This window comes from Clostridium sp. MB05 (assembly GCF_046581255.1).
GTDB lineage: Bacteria > Bacillota > Clostridia > Clostridiales > Clostridiaceae > Clostridium.
In genome coordinates this window covers 2,895,256-2,911,594 of record NZ_CP174370.1, presented here as the reverse complement: position 1 = coordinate 2,911,594, position 16,339 = coordinate 2,895,256, and the positions used below count along the sequence as shown (strand labels likewise).

Genomic DNA, 16,339 nt, shown 5'->3' with positions numbered 1-16,339 from the left:
TATTTTATTCGTAAAAATTTTTAAACTTATTCACATATAAAAGGAAATGATGTAAAATTATGTAGTAATAATATAAAGATGAGGGAAAATATAGTGGATTATAATAGTTTTAGAGAAAAAATTTATTGTATTGAAAAAAGAAGGTTAGCTATATATATATTGCTAAGCTTAATTATATTTAGTTTACTTCAAATAGCTATAGTAAACGATAGTAAAATTGTTAACGACTTTATTAGCGCAGCTGAGTTAATTATAATTATGATATTACTTATGTTTGCTATACATTTAAAAAGTATTAGTAAAAGAGAGATATACGGAGTAATTCAAATATTTCTATTTACAATTTGTATAATTTCTATTATTTTTTTAACTCCGAAATACCAATTTCAAGAAATAAAGATATTTTTAAGCAGAATTGGATATGGCCAGAGCAGTGAATTTTATTTGCTAAATATAATAATGATGTATTATATGATAGCTAAATACAGAAATATTGAAAATAATAGTGATGTTTATTTTGAATATTTGATTTTATTTGGAGTAGTTTTATCTATTACCTTTATAAACAATGTAGTAGATGCTACTTGGATATACTATCTATATATTACAATTACGGGAATATTTTTAATAAATATATATAGATACTTAGATACATTCAACTTTTTCTCTGAAAGTAAAATAGACTTATTTAAATTAAATGTAAATATGGCAGCTATAAGTTTTATTGCTAGGGTACTTGGAAATTATATGAAATTATATATAATAACTGATTCAATAAGTATTGTAAGGTTAATTATTTTCGTAAGCTCAATATTTGCCATTATAGTGAATATAACAAAAGAAAATTATAATTTTATATTTAAAGAAACTATTAATACAAATAAAAAGTTAGAGGAACTAAATAAAGAAATAATATATAACAACTATGAGTTAGAGAATGCTTATAGGAAGTTAAGTAATAGACAAAATTTATATAAAGAATTTTTAATGTGTTTACCTAATCCAATAGTAATTATAAATAATAATCTAAGAATATCCTATTGTAATGAGAAGTTTTTAAGCATAATAGGAAAAGATAATTTAAGAGAGGTTGTAAACAGAAGAATAGATTACTATATAAATTTTAATTGTGATATAAGGAAAATTGTTCGGGATATAAATAAAAAACCTTATTCAACGACAATAGATAAGGATGATAAAAAGATAGAGGCAAGATTCTTTTCTTTGAATGAAGAAGAAACAGAATGTATATTACTACTGAAGGATTTGACTGAGGAAATAAAGATAGCTTCTATGAAAGAAGAGTTGAAAAGTATAAAAATGAAAGAAGAAATAAAGAAAAACTTTTTATCTAATATTTCACATGATTTAAAAGTTCCTATAAATGTTATATATTCTGCTATACAGCTTGAAAAGATATTAATAGAGAATAATGACACTGAAAAGTTAAGTTCATATAATGAAATAAGTAAGCAAAACTGTTTTATACTTACCAAGCTTACCAATAATCTTATAGATATTAGTAAAATAGATTCAGAAAACTTAGAAGCAAATCTAGTTTTAGATAATATAGTAGAATTTGTTGAAGATTATTTATTTTCACTTTCACCTTATATTAAAAATAATGGACTTAATGTACTTTTTGATACAGATGAAGAAGAAATTTTTATCTGCTTTGATAAAGAAATGATGCAAAGAGTTATATTGAATCTAGTAGCAAACTCGTTAAAATTCACTGATGAAGGAGGAACTTTCTTTATAAATATTAAAAATACTAAAGATGGAGTTTTAATTAAAGTTGGGGATACTGGTATAGGAATGAACAAAAATTTCGCTAAAAGAGCTTTTAATAAGTATGAAAAGGAATCAAGATCTAAAGATAGTAATAGTAGTGGATTTGGAGTAGGACTTTTTGTTGTTTATAATTTAATAAAAGCTCAAAATGGTAATATAGAAATAATGAGTGATTTAGGAAAAGGAACTATTTTCACTATCAAGTTCAATAAATGAAGGGTGATTGAATAATAAATGTTAAGTAAGAAAACAGATTATAGGCATAAAGGTGTAATGTCTAATATATTTATACCTGTACTTTTGGTATTAACTATTATTAACTTATCTTTTGAAATGGTGGATGAATATGCTTTTGTAACAAGAATACTATGTTTTTCAATATCTGTCCTAATATTTATAATAAGCATTATTAAAATTAATAATAAAGATTTAGGAATAATAAGATATATGGGAATTGGGTATTTTTATATAGCTATTGTAAGATTTATAGAATTAGAGCAGATGTTTAATAATCACAAAATTAGTATGACTTTAAATTTTATTCAACTAATAACATATTTGGAGATTATAAATATAATATCAAGTATTATATTATTTAAGAAAAAATACTCTCCAAAGGTTCAAAATATAGTATTTATTCTAGTTATACCTATAATTTTTGCTATTATAGAAAGTTCATGTGATTTTTTAAATATTAGAGAAAGTATTTATATATTTGATAAGCCGATTATTATTAATGGGATAATAATGATTATATTATTATTTTTAATAATATATATATATAATAAGATGAATATAGATATAAGATATAAGTGGGTTATACATGCTAGTTTATTTATAGTATTAAGTAATTGTTTTATCCTATTAACAGCCATTTTAGACAAAGATCTTTGGTTTTTTGTATGGATAATTAAATTATCATCATATTTTTTTGTTTATGATAAAGTAGAAGAAGCTCTTTTGTATAATTCATATGAAGGTGCATATGAAAATTTAAATAGAGCAAAAAAAATAAAAATTAATTTAAATAAAAGTTTAAAGCGAAGAGAAAAAGAATTAAAAGAATTAAACCTACTTTTAGAAAAGAGTGAAAAGAAATACTATGATGTAGTCCAAGCCTTTTCAGATGGAGTATTAGTTTTTGAAGATGATATTCTTATGTATTCTAATTACAGTGGAGAGTTACACTATAATACACCAGGTGGAATAATATATGATAAAGATAAATTAAGATTAAATAATATACTAAGTAAAATTACTGAAGAGGAGTATTCAGTTGATGATGAAGTAAACGAATTTACTGCGCAAATTAGTGTTGTTAATGAGAATGGAGAAATAAAAGAACTAGAAATTGATTTAGTAAAGATTTATAATAACAAAAAAATATTAATGTTTAATGATGTAACAGAAATAATAAAGCAAAGAGAAGAAATAGTTAAACTTGAAAAGACAATAAATGATGAAAATATTAAAGAAGAATTTTATTCAAATATTTCTCATGAGCTTAGAACACCTATAAATGTTATATACTCTGCACTTCAGTTAAACGATATATATTTAAAAAAATGTGAGATAGAAAAAATAAATAGAAACAATAATGTTATAAAACAAAATTGTTTAAGATTAATTAGAACAATAAATAACTTTATGGATAGTAATAAACTTTCAGAAGGATATTTAGATGTAGATAAAAAGGTGTATAATATTGTAGATATAATAGAAAATGTTGTTTTATCATGCAATTTTTATATGGAGTTTAAAGAAACTAAATTAACCTTTGATCCACAATATGAAGAAATATATTTTTATTGTGATAAAAACTGTGTTGAAAGAATAATGTTAAATATATTATCCAATTCTCTAAAATATGGGAAGTACAAAGGTAATATATATGTAATTTTAAGAATAGATGATAAAAAGAATATAGTAATAGAAGTTATGAATGATGCAGAAGCAATTCCAGAAGATAAAAGAAAGGTTATTTTTGATAAATTTACAAAAGTAAATACATCATTAAACAGACCTTCGGAAGGTAGTGGTCTTGGATTGTTTCTAACAAAGGGATTAGTTGAATTGCATGAGGGCGAAATTACAATAGCTGCGGGTAAAAAATATGGAAACATATTTAAAATAACCTTTCCATATAAAGATAATATTAGGAGAAAGAGTAATTATATTAATAATAATGTTGAAATAAATGAGTTACAAGAAAAGGTGAATATAGAATTTTCGGACATATATTTTTAACTACATAAATATTAATATTAATGCATATATAATAATAAATATTTTATAGAGGTGCATTACATGAAAAATAAAGAAAATTCTAATAATAAAAAACTTGTAAATAATCCTAAGAAAGTAAAAAAGAAAAAAGATGTAAGAAAAAGAAAAAGCTTTAATATATTTAAAGTTAATGGAGAATTTAAATTAATTCCACTTATAATTAATATATTAATTCCATTGGGCGGAGGATTTATAGTTGCTTATATAAATAGAAATTCTATTGCTACATATGAAACACTAAATAAATCTATATTTTCGCCACCAGCAATATTGTTTCCAATAGTATGGGCTATATTGTATATACTAATGGGAATAGCTGCATATAGAATATACATGAGAAATAAGCAAGGTGTTGATGATAAAGGTGCATACTTTTTTTATTTAGTTCAGCTTATAGTTAATTTTATGTGGTCTTTTATATTTTTTACTTTTAGATTATATGGAATTTCATTCTTATGGATACTACTATTATTTGTACTAGTAGTAGTAACTTTTATTAAATTTATAAGAGTTGATAAAGTTGCTGCAATATTATTAATTCCATACATTATATGGCTCGTTTTTGCAGGGATTTTAAATTATTTTATCTGGTTACTTAATGAAATGTAAATTAATATGTAGTATAATAAAAATAAGCCTTCTTTCGAAGGTTTATTTTATTTAGAAAGGAAGTTTCTATGGGGAAAGCTTTATTTGTAGCAGAAAAACCATCAGTAGCTATGGATTTTGTAAAGCTACTTAATGTTAATGGGAAAAGAAATAATGGATATATAGAGGGAGAAAAAAGTATTTTTACATGGTGTGTTGGACATATGGTTACTATGAGTTATCCAGAAGTTTATGATGAGAAGCTAAAATTTTGGAACTTAAGAGATTTGCCTTTTTTGCCTAGAGAATATAAATACGAGGTTATATCTTCAGCTTCAAATCAATTTAATATTGTTAGTAATTTAATGAATAGAGAAGATGTAGATAGCATATATGTATGTACAGACTCAGGGAGAGAAGGAGAATACATATATAGGTTAGTAGATGATATGGCTGGAAACCCAAATAAAATAAAAAAAAGAGTTTGGATTGACTCTCAAACAGAAGAAGAGGTTAAAAGAGGAATAAAGGAAGCAAAACCCTTATCAGAGTACGATTCATTAGCACACTCAGCATATTTAAGAGCAAAAGAAGATTATATATTTGGTATTAATTTTTCAAGGTTATTAACTCTTATGTACGGAAAAACATTAGCTAATGCTTTAAAAAAAGATAAAAATGTAGTTGTTGCAGTTGGAAGAGTTATGACATGCGTTCTTGGAATGGTAGTAGATAAAGAAAGAGAAATAAGAAATTTTAAAAAAACATCCTTTTATAAAGTTTCAGGAGAGTTTTTAAAAGAAAAGGATGAGGCAATAATAAAGGGTGATTGGAAAGCTATTGAAGGATCGAACTATTTTGAATCACCTAAGCTTTATAATGAGGTTGGCTTTAAAAAGAAAGATGATGCAGAAGTTTTAATTAAGGAGTTAAGAGATATAGGTTTTGGAGTAGTTAAAGAAGTAAAGAAAACAAAAGAGAAAAAGAATGCACCGCTTTTATATAATTTAGCGGAACTTCAAAATGAGTGCACAAAAAGGTTTAAAATAAGTCCAGATGAAACATTAAAAATAGTTCAAGGGCTTTATGAAAAAAAGATGGTTACATATCCAAGAACTGATGCTAGAGTATTATCTACTGCAGTAGCAAAGGGGATAAAGAGTAACATAATAAAACTTAAAAATATGCCTATTACAGAAGAATTAACTAGTATTGCAGAAAAAATATTAGAAAAAGATTATTCAAAATCTATAATGAAAAGTAAGTACGTTGATGATAGCAAGATTACAGATCACTATGCTATTATACCAACAGGAGAAGGAAAAGATACTCTATCTAAATTAGGAAATTTAGATAAACAGGTGTACTATCTTATACTTAGAAGATTTCTAGCGATTTTTTATCCACCAGCACAATACAATAAAATGTCTGTAACAATTGGAGTTGGAAATGAAAATTTTATTTTAAATAAAAAAATATGTATAGATAAAGGATATTTAATTGTAGTTGGAAATGAAAAGGAAGAGGATCAAGAAGCTTTTCCAGAAAACATAAGAAAAGGAATAAAGTTAAACATTAAGGATTTAGAAATAAAAGAAGGTGAAACTTCGCCTCCAAAGAGATTTACAACAGGTTCTATGATAATAGCTATGGAAAATGCAGGTAAATTAATAGAGGATGAAGAGTTAAGAGAGCATATAAAGGGAGCTGGAATAGGTACATCAGCTACAAGAGCAGAAATACTTAAAAAGTTAATAAATATAGAGTATATTCAATCAAATAAGAAAACACAAATTATAACACCAACAGAGCTTGGAGAAATGATCTATGAAGCTATAAATGCATCGATACCGTCACTTTTAAATCCATCATTAACAGCTTCTTGGGAAAAGGGACTAAAGATGGTTAATGATAAAGAAATAAATCCTGATGAGTTTATGTTTAAATTAGAAGCATATACTAGAAAGAATACAGCAAGAGTGCTAAATAATTCTAATATAACACTTCTAAATACAAAGCTATTAAAAATAAAAAATCAATAATAATTCAATAATTTGGGTAATAAATTTAACATATGTGGTAACTTACGTATTTAGAATGTTTTTTACTATTTAGGAAATTATATTTTTATATTTATTATGTATTGCCATTTTAAGATAAATAAAAATTCAAAAATTAGTAAAGTTAAATTGTATAACTGTACTAATTTTTGAATTTTATTTTTTAATTCTTTATTTTATAAACATTAAAAATAAACTATAAAAGGCAGGAGCCAGAAATACTGTCATTATACCAGCAATTCCAATTGAAAGAGAGCTCATTGCTCCTTCAGTTTCACCAAATTCTAAAGCTTTTGTTGTTCCAATGGCATGAGAGGCTGTCCCTAATGCAATTCCAATAGCTACTTTGTCTTTAATTTTAAAGAATTTGCATAATATAGGACCTATAATAGCACCTATTATTCCTGATAAAATTATAGATAAAACAGTTACAGGAGCTAAGCCGCCAAGTTGGTTTGTTATTTCTATACCTATAGGTGTTGTTACTGATTTTGAAAGTAATGATATAGTAATAACATTCTCTACACCGAATACAGAACATAATATCAGTACTGATATTATGCCTATACTGCTTCCTATTAGAACCCCAGTAAAAATTGGAAGCAGATGCTTCTTTAATAGTTGCAATTGCTTGTATAAAGGAACTGCAAGTACCACTGTAGCAGGGCCTAAGAACATATTTATAAACTGTCCGCCTTTATTGTATGATTCAAAATCTATGTTAAATACTATTAAAAATCCTATAACTATAGCAATAGCTATTAAAAGTGGATTAAATAGTGGAAATTTAGTTTTCTTGTAAACAAATAGACCAATTTCGAATGCTATTAGTGAAATTACTACTCCGAATAATATATTTTCAGTTAAAATATTCATTATTTTGATTCAGATCCTTTCTTAATATTTTTCCTTTGTAAATTCATAATAAATTGAACAATTAATCCTGTAGTTACTATTACAATAGCTGTAGTAACTACACAAAGTAATATTATTAAAAGTAAACTATCCTTAATAGATGTGAATGAGTTTAATAATCCTACACCTGCTGGAATAAAGAAAAATGCCAAATGATCCAAAAAGAAATCAGATATATTTTCAACTTTTTCAACCTTTATTACTTTAGTACATAATAAAACTAACAATATTAACATTCCTAAAATATTACCTGGTATAGGCAAAGAGAACCATCGAGAAATTATCTCTCCAAGCAAATAAATGCCAAGTACTATTATAGCTTCTCTAAATATTTTCATTTTAAGACCTCCTTAGTAATCCAATTAATAATTTATCACTATTGATTAAATAAGTAAATGATGTGGTAAGCTTTACTTTAAAATTTATTTATTAAAGACATAAATATAGTATAAAGTAAATTAAAAATTAAAAAGTCTTATTTTTTAACAAAATTAGAGTCAATTTCATACTATAAAGCATAGTAATGATTAGAATTAGAATGTAGATTTTAGGAGGGGAAATGAAAAATAAGTTAATTAAAATTGCATCATTAGTAGCGTTAATAGGAATAACCACATTTAATTTTATTTCATGTGCGAAAGATAAGGAACCTATAGAAAAAGAATTAACAAAGGTTAGATTAAATGAAGTTGTTCGTTCTGTTTTTTATGCACCAATGTATGTTGCCATAAATGAAGGATTTTTTGAAGAAGAGGGGTTAGTGATAGACTTATCAACAGGCCAAGGTGCAGATAAGACAATGCAACAAGTTTTAAGTAAAAATGCAGACATAGGATTTTGTGGACCAGAACAAACAATTTATATTAATAACCAAGGAAGAGAAGACTATCCAGTGCTTTTTGCTCAATTAACACAAACAGATGGAGCCTTTTTAGTTGGTAGAGAAGTAGAAGAAAGTTTTGATTGGAAAAACTTAAAGGGAGCAGAAATTATAGGAGGTAGACCAGGTGGAGTACCTCAAATGGCTTTTGAATATGTATTAAGACAAAATGGTATAGACCCTAAAACAGATGTTAATCTAGTAACTAATATAGACTTTACAGCTACAGCAGGGGCATTTAAAGCTGGGACAGGTAAATATGTAACACTATTTGAACCAACAGCTTCAATGCTTGAAAAAGAAGGTAGTGGAAAGGTAATAGCATCAATAGGAAAAGCAGTAGGAGATTTACCTTATACTTGCTTCTTCTCAACTAAATCATATATGGATAAAAATCCAGAGATAATACAAAAGTTTACTAATGCAATTTATAAAGGTCAGAAATGGGTAGAAACACATAGTAATGAAGAAGTAGCTGAATCAATAGCTTCATTTTTCCCAGGAACAGATAAGGATATAATAATTTTAGTTGTTAAAAATTATAAGGAAATAAATGCTATAGCAATTAAGCCGTCAATAGAAGAAGAGGATTTAACTAGATTAATGGATGTTATAGAGAGTTATGATAAAACTTTATTACCAAATAGACCATCATTTGAAAAGATAGTTAATAATGATTTTGCAGAAAAAGCTATGAAATCTAAATAAATCTTCAAATGCTAGCTCTAGAGAACTAGGGCTAGCTAACAAACTTCTTTCTATAGATATTTACATAAACTAGAAGGGAGGTATAAATTTGAGTTTAATAGATATATCAAATATTAGTTTAATTTATCATTCTTTAAAGGGAGAAACTAATGCCATAGAAGATTTGAATTTTTCAATAGAAAAGGGAGATTTTGTTAGTATAATAGGGCCCTCAGGTTGTGGAAAATCAACATTATTAAATATATTAAGTGGTCTTTTAAAACCTTCAGGGGGAGAAATTGTTTATAATGATAAAAATGTTGATAATAGATTAGATAAAATGGGTTATATGTTTCAAAAGGACTATTTGTTTGAATGGCTTTCAGTTTGGAGTAATGTCTTATTAGGTTTAAAAATTAAAGGATTAGATAATGAGGAAAATAGAAAAAGAGCAGATGAGCTTTTAAGAAACTATCAATTAGCAAAATTTAAAGAGCATAAACCAAGTGAACTTTCAGGAGGTATGAGACAAAGAGTAGCATTAATAAGAACTCTTGCTTTAAATCCAGATGTGCTGCTTTTAGATGAACCTTTTTCAGCCTTAGATTATCAAACAAGACTTAAAGTTTGCGATGATGTGAAAGGAATAATAAAAAAAGAAGGAAAAACAGCAATAATGGTTACTCACGATTTAGGTGAAGCAATTGCAACTTCTGATAGAATAATAATGCTTACTAAAAGACCAGCAAAGTTAAAGTTAGATATAAAGATAGATTTCAAAAATACTGAAGCAACTCCATTTCAAAGAAGAAAAGAACCAGAATTTAATGAGTACTTTAATTTATTATGGAAGGAGATTGACAAGGTAAATGAGTAAGGAACATGAAAAATATATAAAAAAAGTAAAAAGAGATAGAATAAAAATAGCTGTCTTTAGAATAGCTATTTTAGTTATATTTATTGCTCTTTGGGAAATTGCAGCAAGACTTAAATGGATAGATCCATTTTTAACATCAAGTCCGTCTAGGATAGTCGATTCCTTTATGTCTTTTGCAAAACAAGGAACTTTAGTAACTCATATACTGGTAACTTGCTATGAGACTATATTAGGATTTACGTTAGGAACGGTGATTGGAACAATAATAGCTATAATATTATGGGCATCGCCTTTCACTTCAAAAGTATTAGATCCATACTTAGTAGTTTTAAACGCATTACCAAAGGTTGCTCTCGCACCAATAGTAATATTTTGGGTTGGAAATGGAACTACAGCTATAATAGTTATAGCACTCCTTATTTCCATAGTAACAACTATAATTACAGTTTTAACAGGTTTTAATGAAGTTGATAAAGGTAAATTAAAGCTTATGCAGACACTTCAGGCAACAAAGTTTCAAACACTAAAATATCTTATATTCCCAGCTAATATTCAAGTGTTAATTTCAGCACTTAAAATAAATGTCGGATTATCATGGGTAGGCGTTATTATGGGAGAGTTCTTAGTTGCAAGAGAGGGTTTAGGGTTCTTGATAGTATATGGTGGACAAATATCACAATTAGATATGGTTATGATGAGTATAGTAATTCTTTCAGTAATAGCATTTATAATGTATAAGGCTGTATCAAAATTAGAAGAAAAATTAAAAAGTATAAATTAAATCTAGTATTTGAATAGAAAAGCTAATAACGATAAATGTTATTAGCTTTTTAAAATTGACTTAAATATAAATTTAAATATATTTAAAAATTTTTGTTTGTTTTAAATATATTTAAAATGAAACTTAACTATAGGGGAAAATTTGTAAATATTTCAATTGTAAATATTAAAAATATCTGATAAAATGTATATTATGTTATTAATATGTAGATAAAATAAAAAGGTGGAGGAAGTTATGAAAAGAATAGAAAAGCTTTTTTCTACTATAAGAAAGCCTTTGAAATCGTTTTTTGGAAAGCTAGGAAAGATATTTAAACCAATTATAAATGGAGTTAATAGGACAAGTGGTAAAGTAAAAACTATTTACAAAAAAGCAAACGATAAAAATCCTTATGTAGAGCCTATTGTTGTAATAGGAGTTTCTTGTTTTTTTGTTCTTGTTATGATATTAGGAATAAAGAGTTTTACAACTGTAGAAGAAGTTAACATAACTAAAAATAATGCAGAATATTTATATTATGAAGGCAAATACGATGAAGCAATAGAAGAATATAATAAAATGCAAAATGATGAAAAGTGGCCAATATGGAAAGCAAAAGTAGCAGATTTATACTCATTAAAAGGAGACTTTAAAAAGTCAAATACTCTTTTAAAAGAAGTAATGATAAAAAGAGATAAACTTATAAAAGAAGAAGGTTTTGATAAATATAAAGACAGAGACGCAGAACTTATAAATTCTATGCTATTTACATTTATAATGAATAAACAATATGATGAAGCTATTTCATTAGGAGAAAGCTATATAAGTAGCCATGGACAAAATAAGGAAATTTTAAAAACTTTATTTGCAGCTTACATTTCAAATAATTATATATATAAAGCAGAAGAATTAACTGAAGCATATCCATTAGATAAAAATTCTTCTTATGATATATCTGTTTTAGCCAATATGAATATGCTTATTAATAGATGGGATAATGGGTTAGAGTTATTAAAAGATGCGTGGAATTTAAATAGTAATGAGATAAAAGTTTACGATGTAATAAGTGATATGTATGTATTTAATAAAGAAGTGCTAATTAAATCATTAGAAGAGAGTGTAGATAAAAACCCAAATGAAGATGCTTATAAGATGTTATTAGCAAAGGCATATTCAATGTCTGCTAAAACGGCTAATAAGGGGGAAGATTTAATTAACTTGCTAGAAGATAAAAATATAACTGGTTCAGCTAATGATCTTATAAAGTTTGAAATTTACAATATTACTAATAAAAAAGACGAGGCTGAAAAATATTTAGATGATGCTTCTAGAAAAGCTAAAAAAGAAAATAAAGAATCATATATGTCATACTACATCTCATCATTAAAGGCTTTTAATGATAAGAAATATGATGAAGCTTTTACTTTAGCAAAAAAAGCTATATTAGCGCAAAAGGATTATCCTAATAGCTATGGGGTCTTAGTTCCAAAAATATTATTAGAAAAAGGAATTGTAAAACCTACTGAGTCTTACTTAAGGGTTGCGATGCAAAAGGAGCCTTTTAACTACCGAATGGTACTTAGAGTAGCTGATTATTATTCCAATTTAGAATCAAATAATGAGAAGGCAAAAGAGTATTATGGATGGGCACTGAATATTAAAAAAGATGACAGCAACTTATTATATAAATTAGCTAATTTAGATATAGTAGATGGAAAATGGGATGAGGCAATAAATAAATTAAATGAAGCATTAAAAATAGATGAAAATAATTCTAAATACTATAGAGCATTAGGAGCTGTATATTTAAATAAAAAAATGAATGAAGAAGGAATAGAACTTACTAGGAAAGCTTATTCTATGAATGAAAATGATATACTAGCATTAAATAATGCAGGTTGGTATTATATAAATGTTGAAAAAGATATAGCTAGAGGATATGAAAACATTAAAGGAGCTTATGAGGGAATACCAACAAGTATGGATGAAACAATTAAGAACTCTATTATAGACAACTATAATAAATCTAAGAAGTTATATGAAGAGTTTTTAAAGGATGAGTCAAAAGAATTAAAAATTCCAACATTAACATTGTTTTATTAAAAAGTGCCAACAGGCACTTTTTTAATTTATAAGGAAATTTACATATATCCACTTTTTTATAGAAAAATAATAGATTTTCTAGTATTATTATAATTATATTATATATATAATTATATTTGGGAGGGGAATTAATTGAAAAAGTTAAAAAAAGTAATAAGGTCAGTAGTAATCATTTCTATAATAATCTTAGGTGTAATATTAATTGTTAAATTTAATAATGGTAATGATGTAACAGTTAAGAAATGGGATAATGTATATAACGAAAATAATATAATGTTTTTTTATGGAAACAAAGATGATGATAAAATAAAAGTCTTAAAAGAGATGTACAATTTAGAAAGTGAAATCTCAAAAGAAGGAGATAATTTAAAAAAAGCAATAAAGGTATCAGAAGTATTGAATAGTATAATAACATTTGATGATGTAGCAAATTCTAAGGCAATAAATGGATATGATATATTAAAAGAAAAGAATGGTGCAAAAAAAGCATCTGCTAGAGACCTTGGTATAATTTATCGAGACTTTTTACAAAGTGTTGGATTTACAGCAAGGCTTGGTGAGTTTAAAAGAACTAATGTTAAAGATAGCAAGCAAACTTCATACTATGTTGTAGAATATTGGAGTAAAAAAGATAATAAATGGATAATGATTGATTTTATTGATAGAGGATATTTTGACAAAGAAGGTTTCCCTTGTAGTGCAATGGAACTATTAGATGTAGATATTAGAAATTTAAATTATACAGGAATAAGCAATAGAAGTGATTATATTCCAATGCTAAAAAAATCATTATATACTTATACAATAAGTATAGATAATACAACAGATATGAAAAAAAGCAATAGCTATATAACTTATGTAAAGGATATAAATGATATTATTTTTAGGTTTAAAGGAAATTATATTCCTCCTACTATATTTACTCAAAATAAAGAATTAATGAATAAAAATCCTATAGATAATAGCATAGGTGTTGATGAAAAAGCATATATAATTTTAATGAAGAAGCAAGAAGAGGCTGAAAATAAAGATAAAAAAGAAGAAAGCTTTGTAGTTGGTGCTTTTAAAGATGGAAGAATAATGGGTGAATATTATATTAGAGAAAAAGGTAGTGAATTTAGAAAAGTAAAAAACTATTCAGATATATTATTAACTAAGGGAAATAACATAATAGAGCTTTCTTTAGATGGAGAAAATGTAATAAGTAGTATAGAAATAGATTATAAGAAATAAATAGTTATGAAATTCTTTATTAAAATTTATAAATTCTTTAATATAATCTTAATATTTAATGGAATATAAATAATAGACAGTATAGAGTTATAAGGGTATAATAAGATTTGTTATAAATTAGAACATGTCTTAAAAGGAGGAAAAAGAATGGGGTTAGATTTTATCTATATATTAAAGGCTATAATAATAGCCATAGTAGAAGGTCTTACAGAGTTTGTACCAGTTTCATCAACAGGACATATGATTTTGGTTGGAAGTTTAATAGGATTTTCATCAGGTGCTGCTGGTGCAGAAGAGTTTGCTAAGATGTTTGAAGTAGTTATTCAGCTAGGTGCAATATTAGCAGTAGTAGTATTATATTGGAATAAGCTTTGGGGAGCCATAGTAGATTTCTTTACTTATATATTTACACTAGGTAAAAAGGGACAATCAGGTTTTAGATTTGGTATAAATGTAATTATAGCTTCAATACCAGCTTTAATATTAGGTGTTACTTTATATAAAAAAATAAAGTCATTATTTAATCCATCAGCTGTAGTTATTGGATTCATAGTTGGGGGTATACTATTATTAATTATAGAAAATAGATTTAGAAATAAAACATCAAAAAGAGGAAAAACAGCAACAGTGGATGTATTTGATTTAACACCAATGCAATCATTAAAGGTTGGATGTTTTCAAGTTTTATCATTTTGGCCAGGAATGTCAAGAAGTGCTTCAACAATTATGGGAGGATGGATTGCTGGTCTTTCTACTCCAGTAGCAGCAGAATTTTCTTTCTTTCTTGCAATTCCAGCTATGATTGGATCATCTGCTATGGACCTATTCAAGTTTGATTATTCTATAATGAATTCTACATATATAGTAGCATTAATTATTGGTTTTATAGTAGCTTTTATAGTATCAATAATAGTTATGGATATGTTTGTAAGCTACTTAAAGAAGAGACCAATGAGAATATTTGCTATCTATAGAATTGTAGCTGGTATAGTTTTATTTGCATTATCAGTTGCTGGAATAGTAACTTTAACTATATAAAATAAGAGTGCTTTTGCACTCTTATTTTATTTTTTTAATTCAATCTCTAATTCTTTTTTTAGATTATCTATTTCTTTAAGGTAATTTTGAGATTTATTTGTTAAGTTAGATTGAATTATATTTATTTTAGATTTTAAAGCTTTAGTAGAATCTAATGCTGAATTTATTTTTCCTTGAATAAAGTAGTCTGTAAAGAAATTATCAAATACATAATCCATCACACTGGACATGTTATCGAGATTTAAAGAAACATTAATTTCATCACTTAAATCTTTTAACTTTGAGTTGTACCTATTAAGTAAAATTTTAATTGTATTAATTGATTTTGAGGCATCATCCATCTTTGATCTTTTAGCCATTGTAGCAATAATATCTCCACCCATCATATCGTATATACCCCAATTTTGAGCACTATTTAAATTAGAGATTGCTTTTTCTATGTAGGGAAGAAGTTTATCCCCCTCAGATAATGCTTCTCTTATTTCCTTTAATTCCATAGAAAGACTTTTAATTTTTTCTAAAATTAATGATATTTTTTTACTTTCTTCATTATTTAAGGTTAAAACATATTGAGCTGAATTATTTAAAGGATCATCATATTTTAAATCAATGCTACCAATGTCATTTATATCATTTAAGATTGATTTTTTATTAGATATTAATCTATTTAGGTAATCTTCTGTTTCTATAAATTTAGCTTGAATCTCTAGAAACTCAATTTTTCCCTTAGATAGTTTTTCATCTATGAAACCTTTAATTTTATGGAATAAGTAAGTTAAAGTAAAAGATTCTAAATTATCTACATCCTTTTTTTCTTTAGATAAGGTTTCTTTTAATGATTCTAAGGATTTACTTACTTTGTTTATTTCAGAATCGATGATAGTAAGTTTTGAATTAAGTTTTCTTAAAGAGATTCTTTCTTCTTCAAGTTTTAAAAAATCTTCATTAAAGCTATACATAAATTTTCCACCTTCTCCATGAAAATGATAAACATAAATATATTACAAGTTATATTATACCATATAGCAATGTGTTTTTAGTTTATTTTATATAAATATAAAAAGGTATTTATGTGAAAATTACTAAAATGAAAAATTTATTGCAAATATAAATAATTT

At 25.8% G+C, this 16,339-nt stretch carries 13 protein-coding genes; 10 read left to right on the top strand and 3 right to left on the bottom strand.

Annotated elements, in window-relative coordinates:
* Positions 1-93: 93 nt before the first annotated feature.
* From ACH36K_RS13620 to ACH36K_RS13605, 4 genes are all read left to right on the top strand, one after another.
* A complete protein-coding gene (locus tag ACH36K_RS13620) occupies positions 94-2,010 on the top strand; it encodes an ATP-binding protein (RefSeq protein ID WP_411168159.1) in 1,917 nt (638 codons plus the stop codon).
* Positions 2,011-2,028: 18 nt separating this feature from the next.
* Complete coding sequence (locus ACH36K_RS13615) at positions 2,029-4,041, top strand: ATP-binding protein (RefSeq protein WP_411168158.1); 2,013 nt, start codon at positions 2,029-2,031, stop codon at positions 4,039-4,041.
* Between the two features lie 60 nt (positions 4,042-4,101).
* The gene (locus ACH36K_RS13610) at positions 4,102-4,689 is read left to right on the top strand and encodes a TspO/MBR family protein (protein ID WP_411168157.1); all 588 of its coding nucleotides are present in this window, start codon (positions 4,102-4,104) and stop codon (positions 4,687-4,689) included.
* A 68-nt stretch (positions 4,690-4,757) separates the two neighbouring features.
* Positions 4,758-6,710: a DNA topoisomerase gene (locus ACH36K_RS13605; protein WP_411168156.1), complete on the top strand. Its 1,953-nt coding sequence runs from the start codon at positions 4,758-4,760 to the stop codon at positions 6,708-6,710.
* A gap of 189 nt (positions 6,711-6,899) precedes the next feature.
* Here ACH36K_RS13605 and ACH36K_RS13600 read toward each other — a convergent pair whose 3' ends face one another.
* On the bottom strand, positions 6,900-7,604 hold the full coding sequence (locus tag ACH36K_RS13600; RefSeq protein ID WP_411168155.1) for an LrgB family protein: 705 nt from the start codon (positions 7,602-7,604) through the stop codon (positions 6,900-6,902).
* A complete protein-coding gene (locus ACH36K_RS13595; RefSeq protein WP_411168154.1) occupies positions 7,604-7,981 on the bottom strand; it encodes a CidA/LrgA family protein in 378 nt (125 codons plus the stop codon). The genes ACH36K_RS13600 and ACH36K_RS13595 overlap by 1 nt, the downstream gene beginning before the upstream one ends.
* 221 nt (positions 7,982-8,202) lie before the next feature.
* Here ACH36K_RS13595 and ACH36K_RS13590 point away from each other — a divergent pair, with 221 nt between their 5' ends.
* From ACH36K_RS13590 to ACH36K_RS13565, 6 genes are all read left to right on the top strand, one after another.
* A complete protein-coding gene (locus tag ACH36K_RS13590; RefSeq protein ID WP_411168153.1) occupies positions 8,203-9,231 on the top strand; it encodes an ABC transporter substrate-binding protein in 1,029 nt (342 codons plus the stop codon).
* 88 nt (positions 9,232-9,319) lie between these two features.
* Positions 9,320-10,087, top strand: a complete 768-nt coding sequence (locus tag ACH36K_RS13585; RefSeq protein ID WP_411168152.1) for an ABC transporter ATP-binding protein — start codon at positions 9,320-9,322, stop codon at positions 10,085-10,087.
* Positions 10,080-10,868 (top strand): ABC transporter permease, encoded by a 789-nt coding sequence (locus ACH36K_RS13580; RefSeq protein ID WP_411168151.1) that lies wholly within the window; start codon positions 10,080-10,082, stop codon positions 10,866-10,868. Before ACH36K_RS13585 ends, ACH36K_RS13580 begins: the two co-directional genes overlap by 8 nt.
* Before the next feature lie 234 nt (positions 10,869-11,102).
* On the top strand, positions 11,103-12,950 hold the full coding sequence (locus ACH36K_RS13575; protein WP_411168150.1) for a tetratricopeptide repeat protein: 1,848 nt from the start codon (positions 11,103-11,105) through the stop codon (positions 12,948-12,950).
* Positions 12,951-13,082: 132 nt separating this feature from the next.
* Complete coding sequence (locus ACH36K_RS13570; RefSeq protein WP_411168149.1) at positions 13,083-14,183, top strand: hypothetical protein; 1,101 nt, start codon at positions 13,083-13,085, stop codon at positions 14,181-14,183.
* A 147-nt stretch (positions 14,184-14,330) separates the two neighbouring features.
* A complete protein-coding gene (locus ACH36K_RS13565; protein ID WP_411168148.1) occupies positions 14,331-15,221 on the top strand; it encodes an undecaprenyl-diphosphate phosphatase in 891 nt (296 codons plus the stop codon).
* A gap of 26 nt (positions 15,222-15,247) precedes the next feature.
* Here the strand turns inward: ACH36K_RS13565 and ACH36K_RS13560 are convergent, their stop codons facing one another.
* Positions 15,248-16,180, bottom strand: coding sequence for a hypothetical protein (locus ACH36K_RS13560; protein WP_411168147.1), 933 nt, complete (start codon positions 16,178-16,180; stop codon positions 15,248-15,250).
* Between the last annotated feature and the right edge of the window lie 159 nt (positions 16,181-16,339).

Excerpts from the sequence above, each read along its gene's own strand:
- ACH36K_RS13615 (WP_411168158.1), top strand. The coding sequence starts at position 2,029 with ATGTTAAGTAAGAAAACAGATTATAGGCATAAAGGTGTAATGTCTAAT.
- ACH36K_RS13610 (WP_411168157.1), top strand. The coding sequence starts at position 4,102 with ATGAAAAATAAAGAAAATTCTAATAATAAAAAACTTGTAAATAATCCT.
- ACH36K_RS13605 (WP_411168156.1), top strand. The coding sequence starts at position 4,758 with ATGGGGAAAGCTTTATTTGTAGCAGAAAAACCATCAGTAGCTATGGAT.
- ACH36K_RS13600 (WP_411168155.1), bottom strand. The coding sequence starts at position 7,604 with ATGAATATTTTAACTGAAAATATATTATTCGGAGTAGTAATTTCACTA.
- ACH36K_RS13595 (WP_411168154.1), bottom strand. The coding sequence starts at position 7,981 with ATGAAAATATTTAGAGAAGCTATAATAGTACTTGGCATTTATTTGCTT.
- ACH36K_RS13590 (WP_411168153.1), top strand. The coding sequence starts at position 8,203 with ATGAAAAATAAGTTAATTAAAATTGCATCATTAGTAGCGTTAATAGGA.
- ACH36K_RS13580 (WP_411168151.1), top strand. The coding sequence starts at position 10,080 with ATGAGTAAGGAACATGAAAAATATATAAAAAAAGTAAAAAGAGATAGA.
- ACH36K_RS13575 (WP_411168150.1), top strand. The coding sequence starts at position 11,103 with ATGAAAAGAATAGAAAAGCTTTTTTCTACTATAAGAAAGCCTTTGAAA.
- ACH36K_RS13565 (WP_411168148.1), top strand. The coding sequence starts at position 14,331 with ATGGGGTTAGATTTTATCTATATATTAAAGGCTATAATAATAGCCATA.
- ACH36K_RS13560 (WP_411168147.1), bottom strand. The coding sequence starts at position 16,180 with ATGTATAGCTTTAATGAAGATTTTTTAAAACTTGAAGAAGAAAGAATC.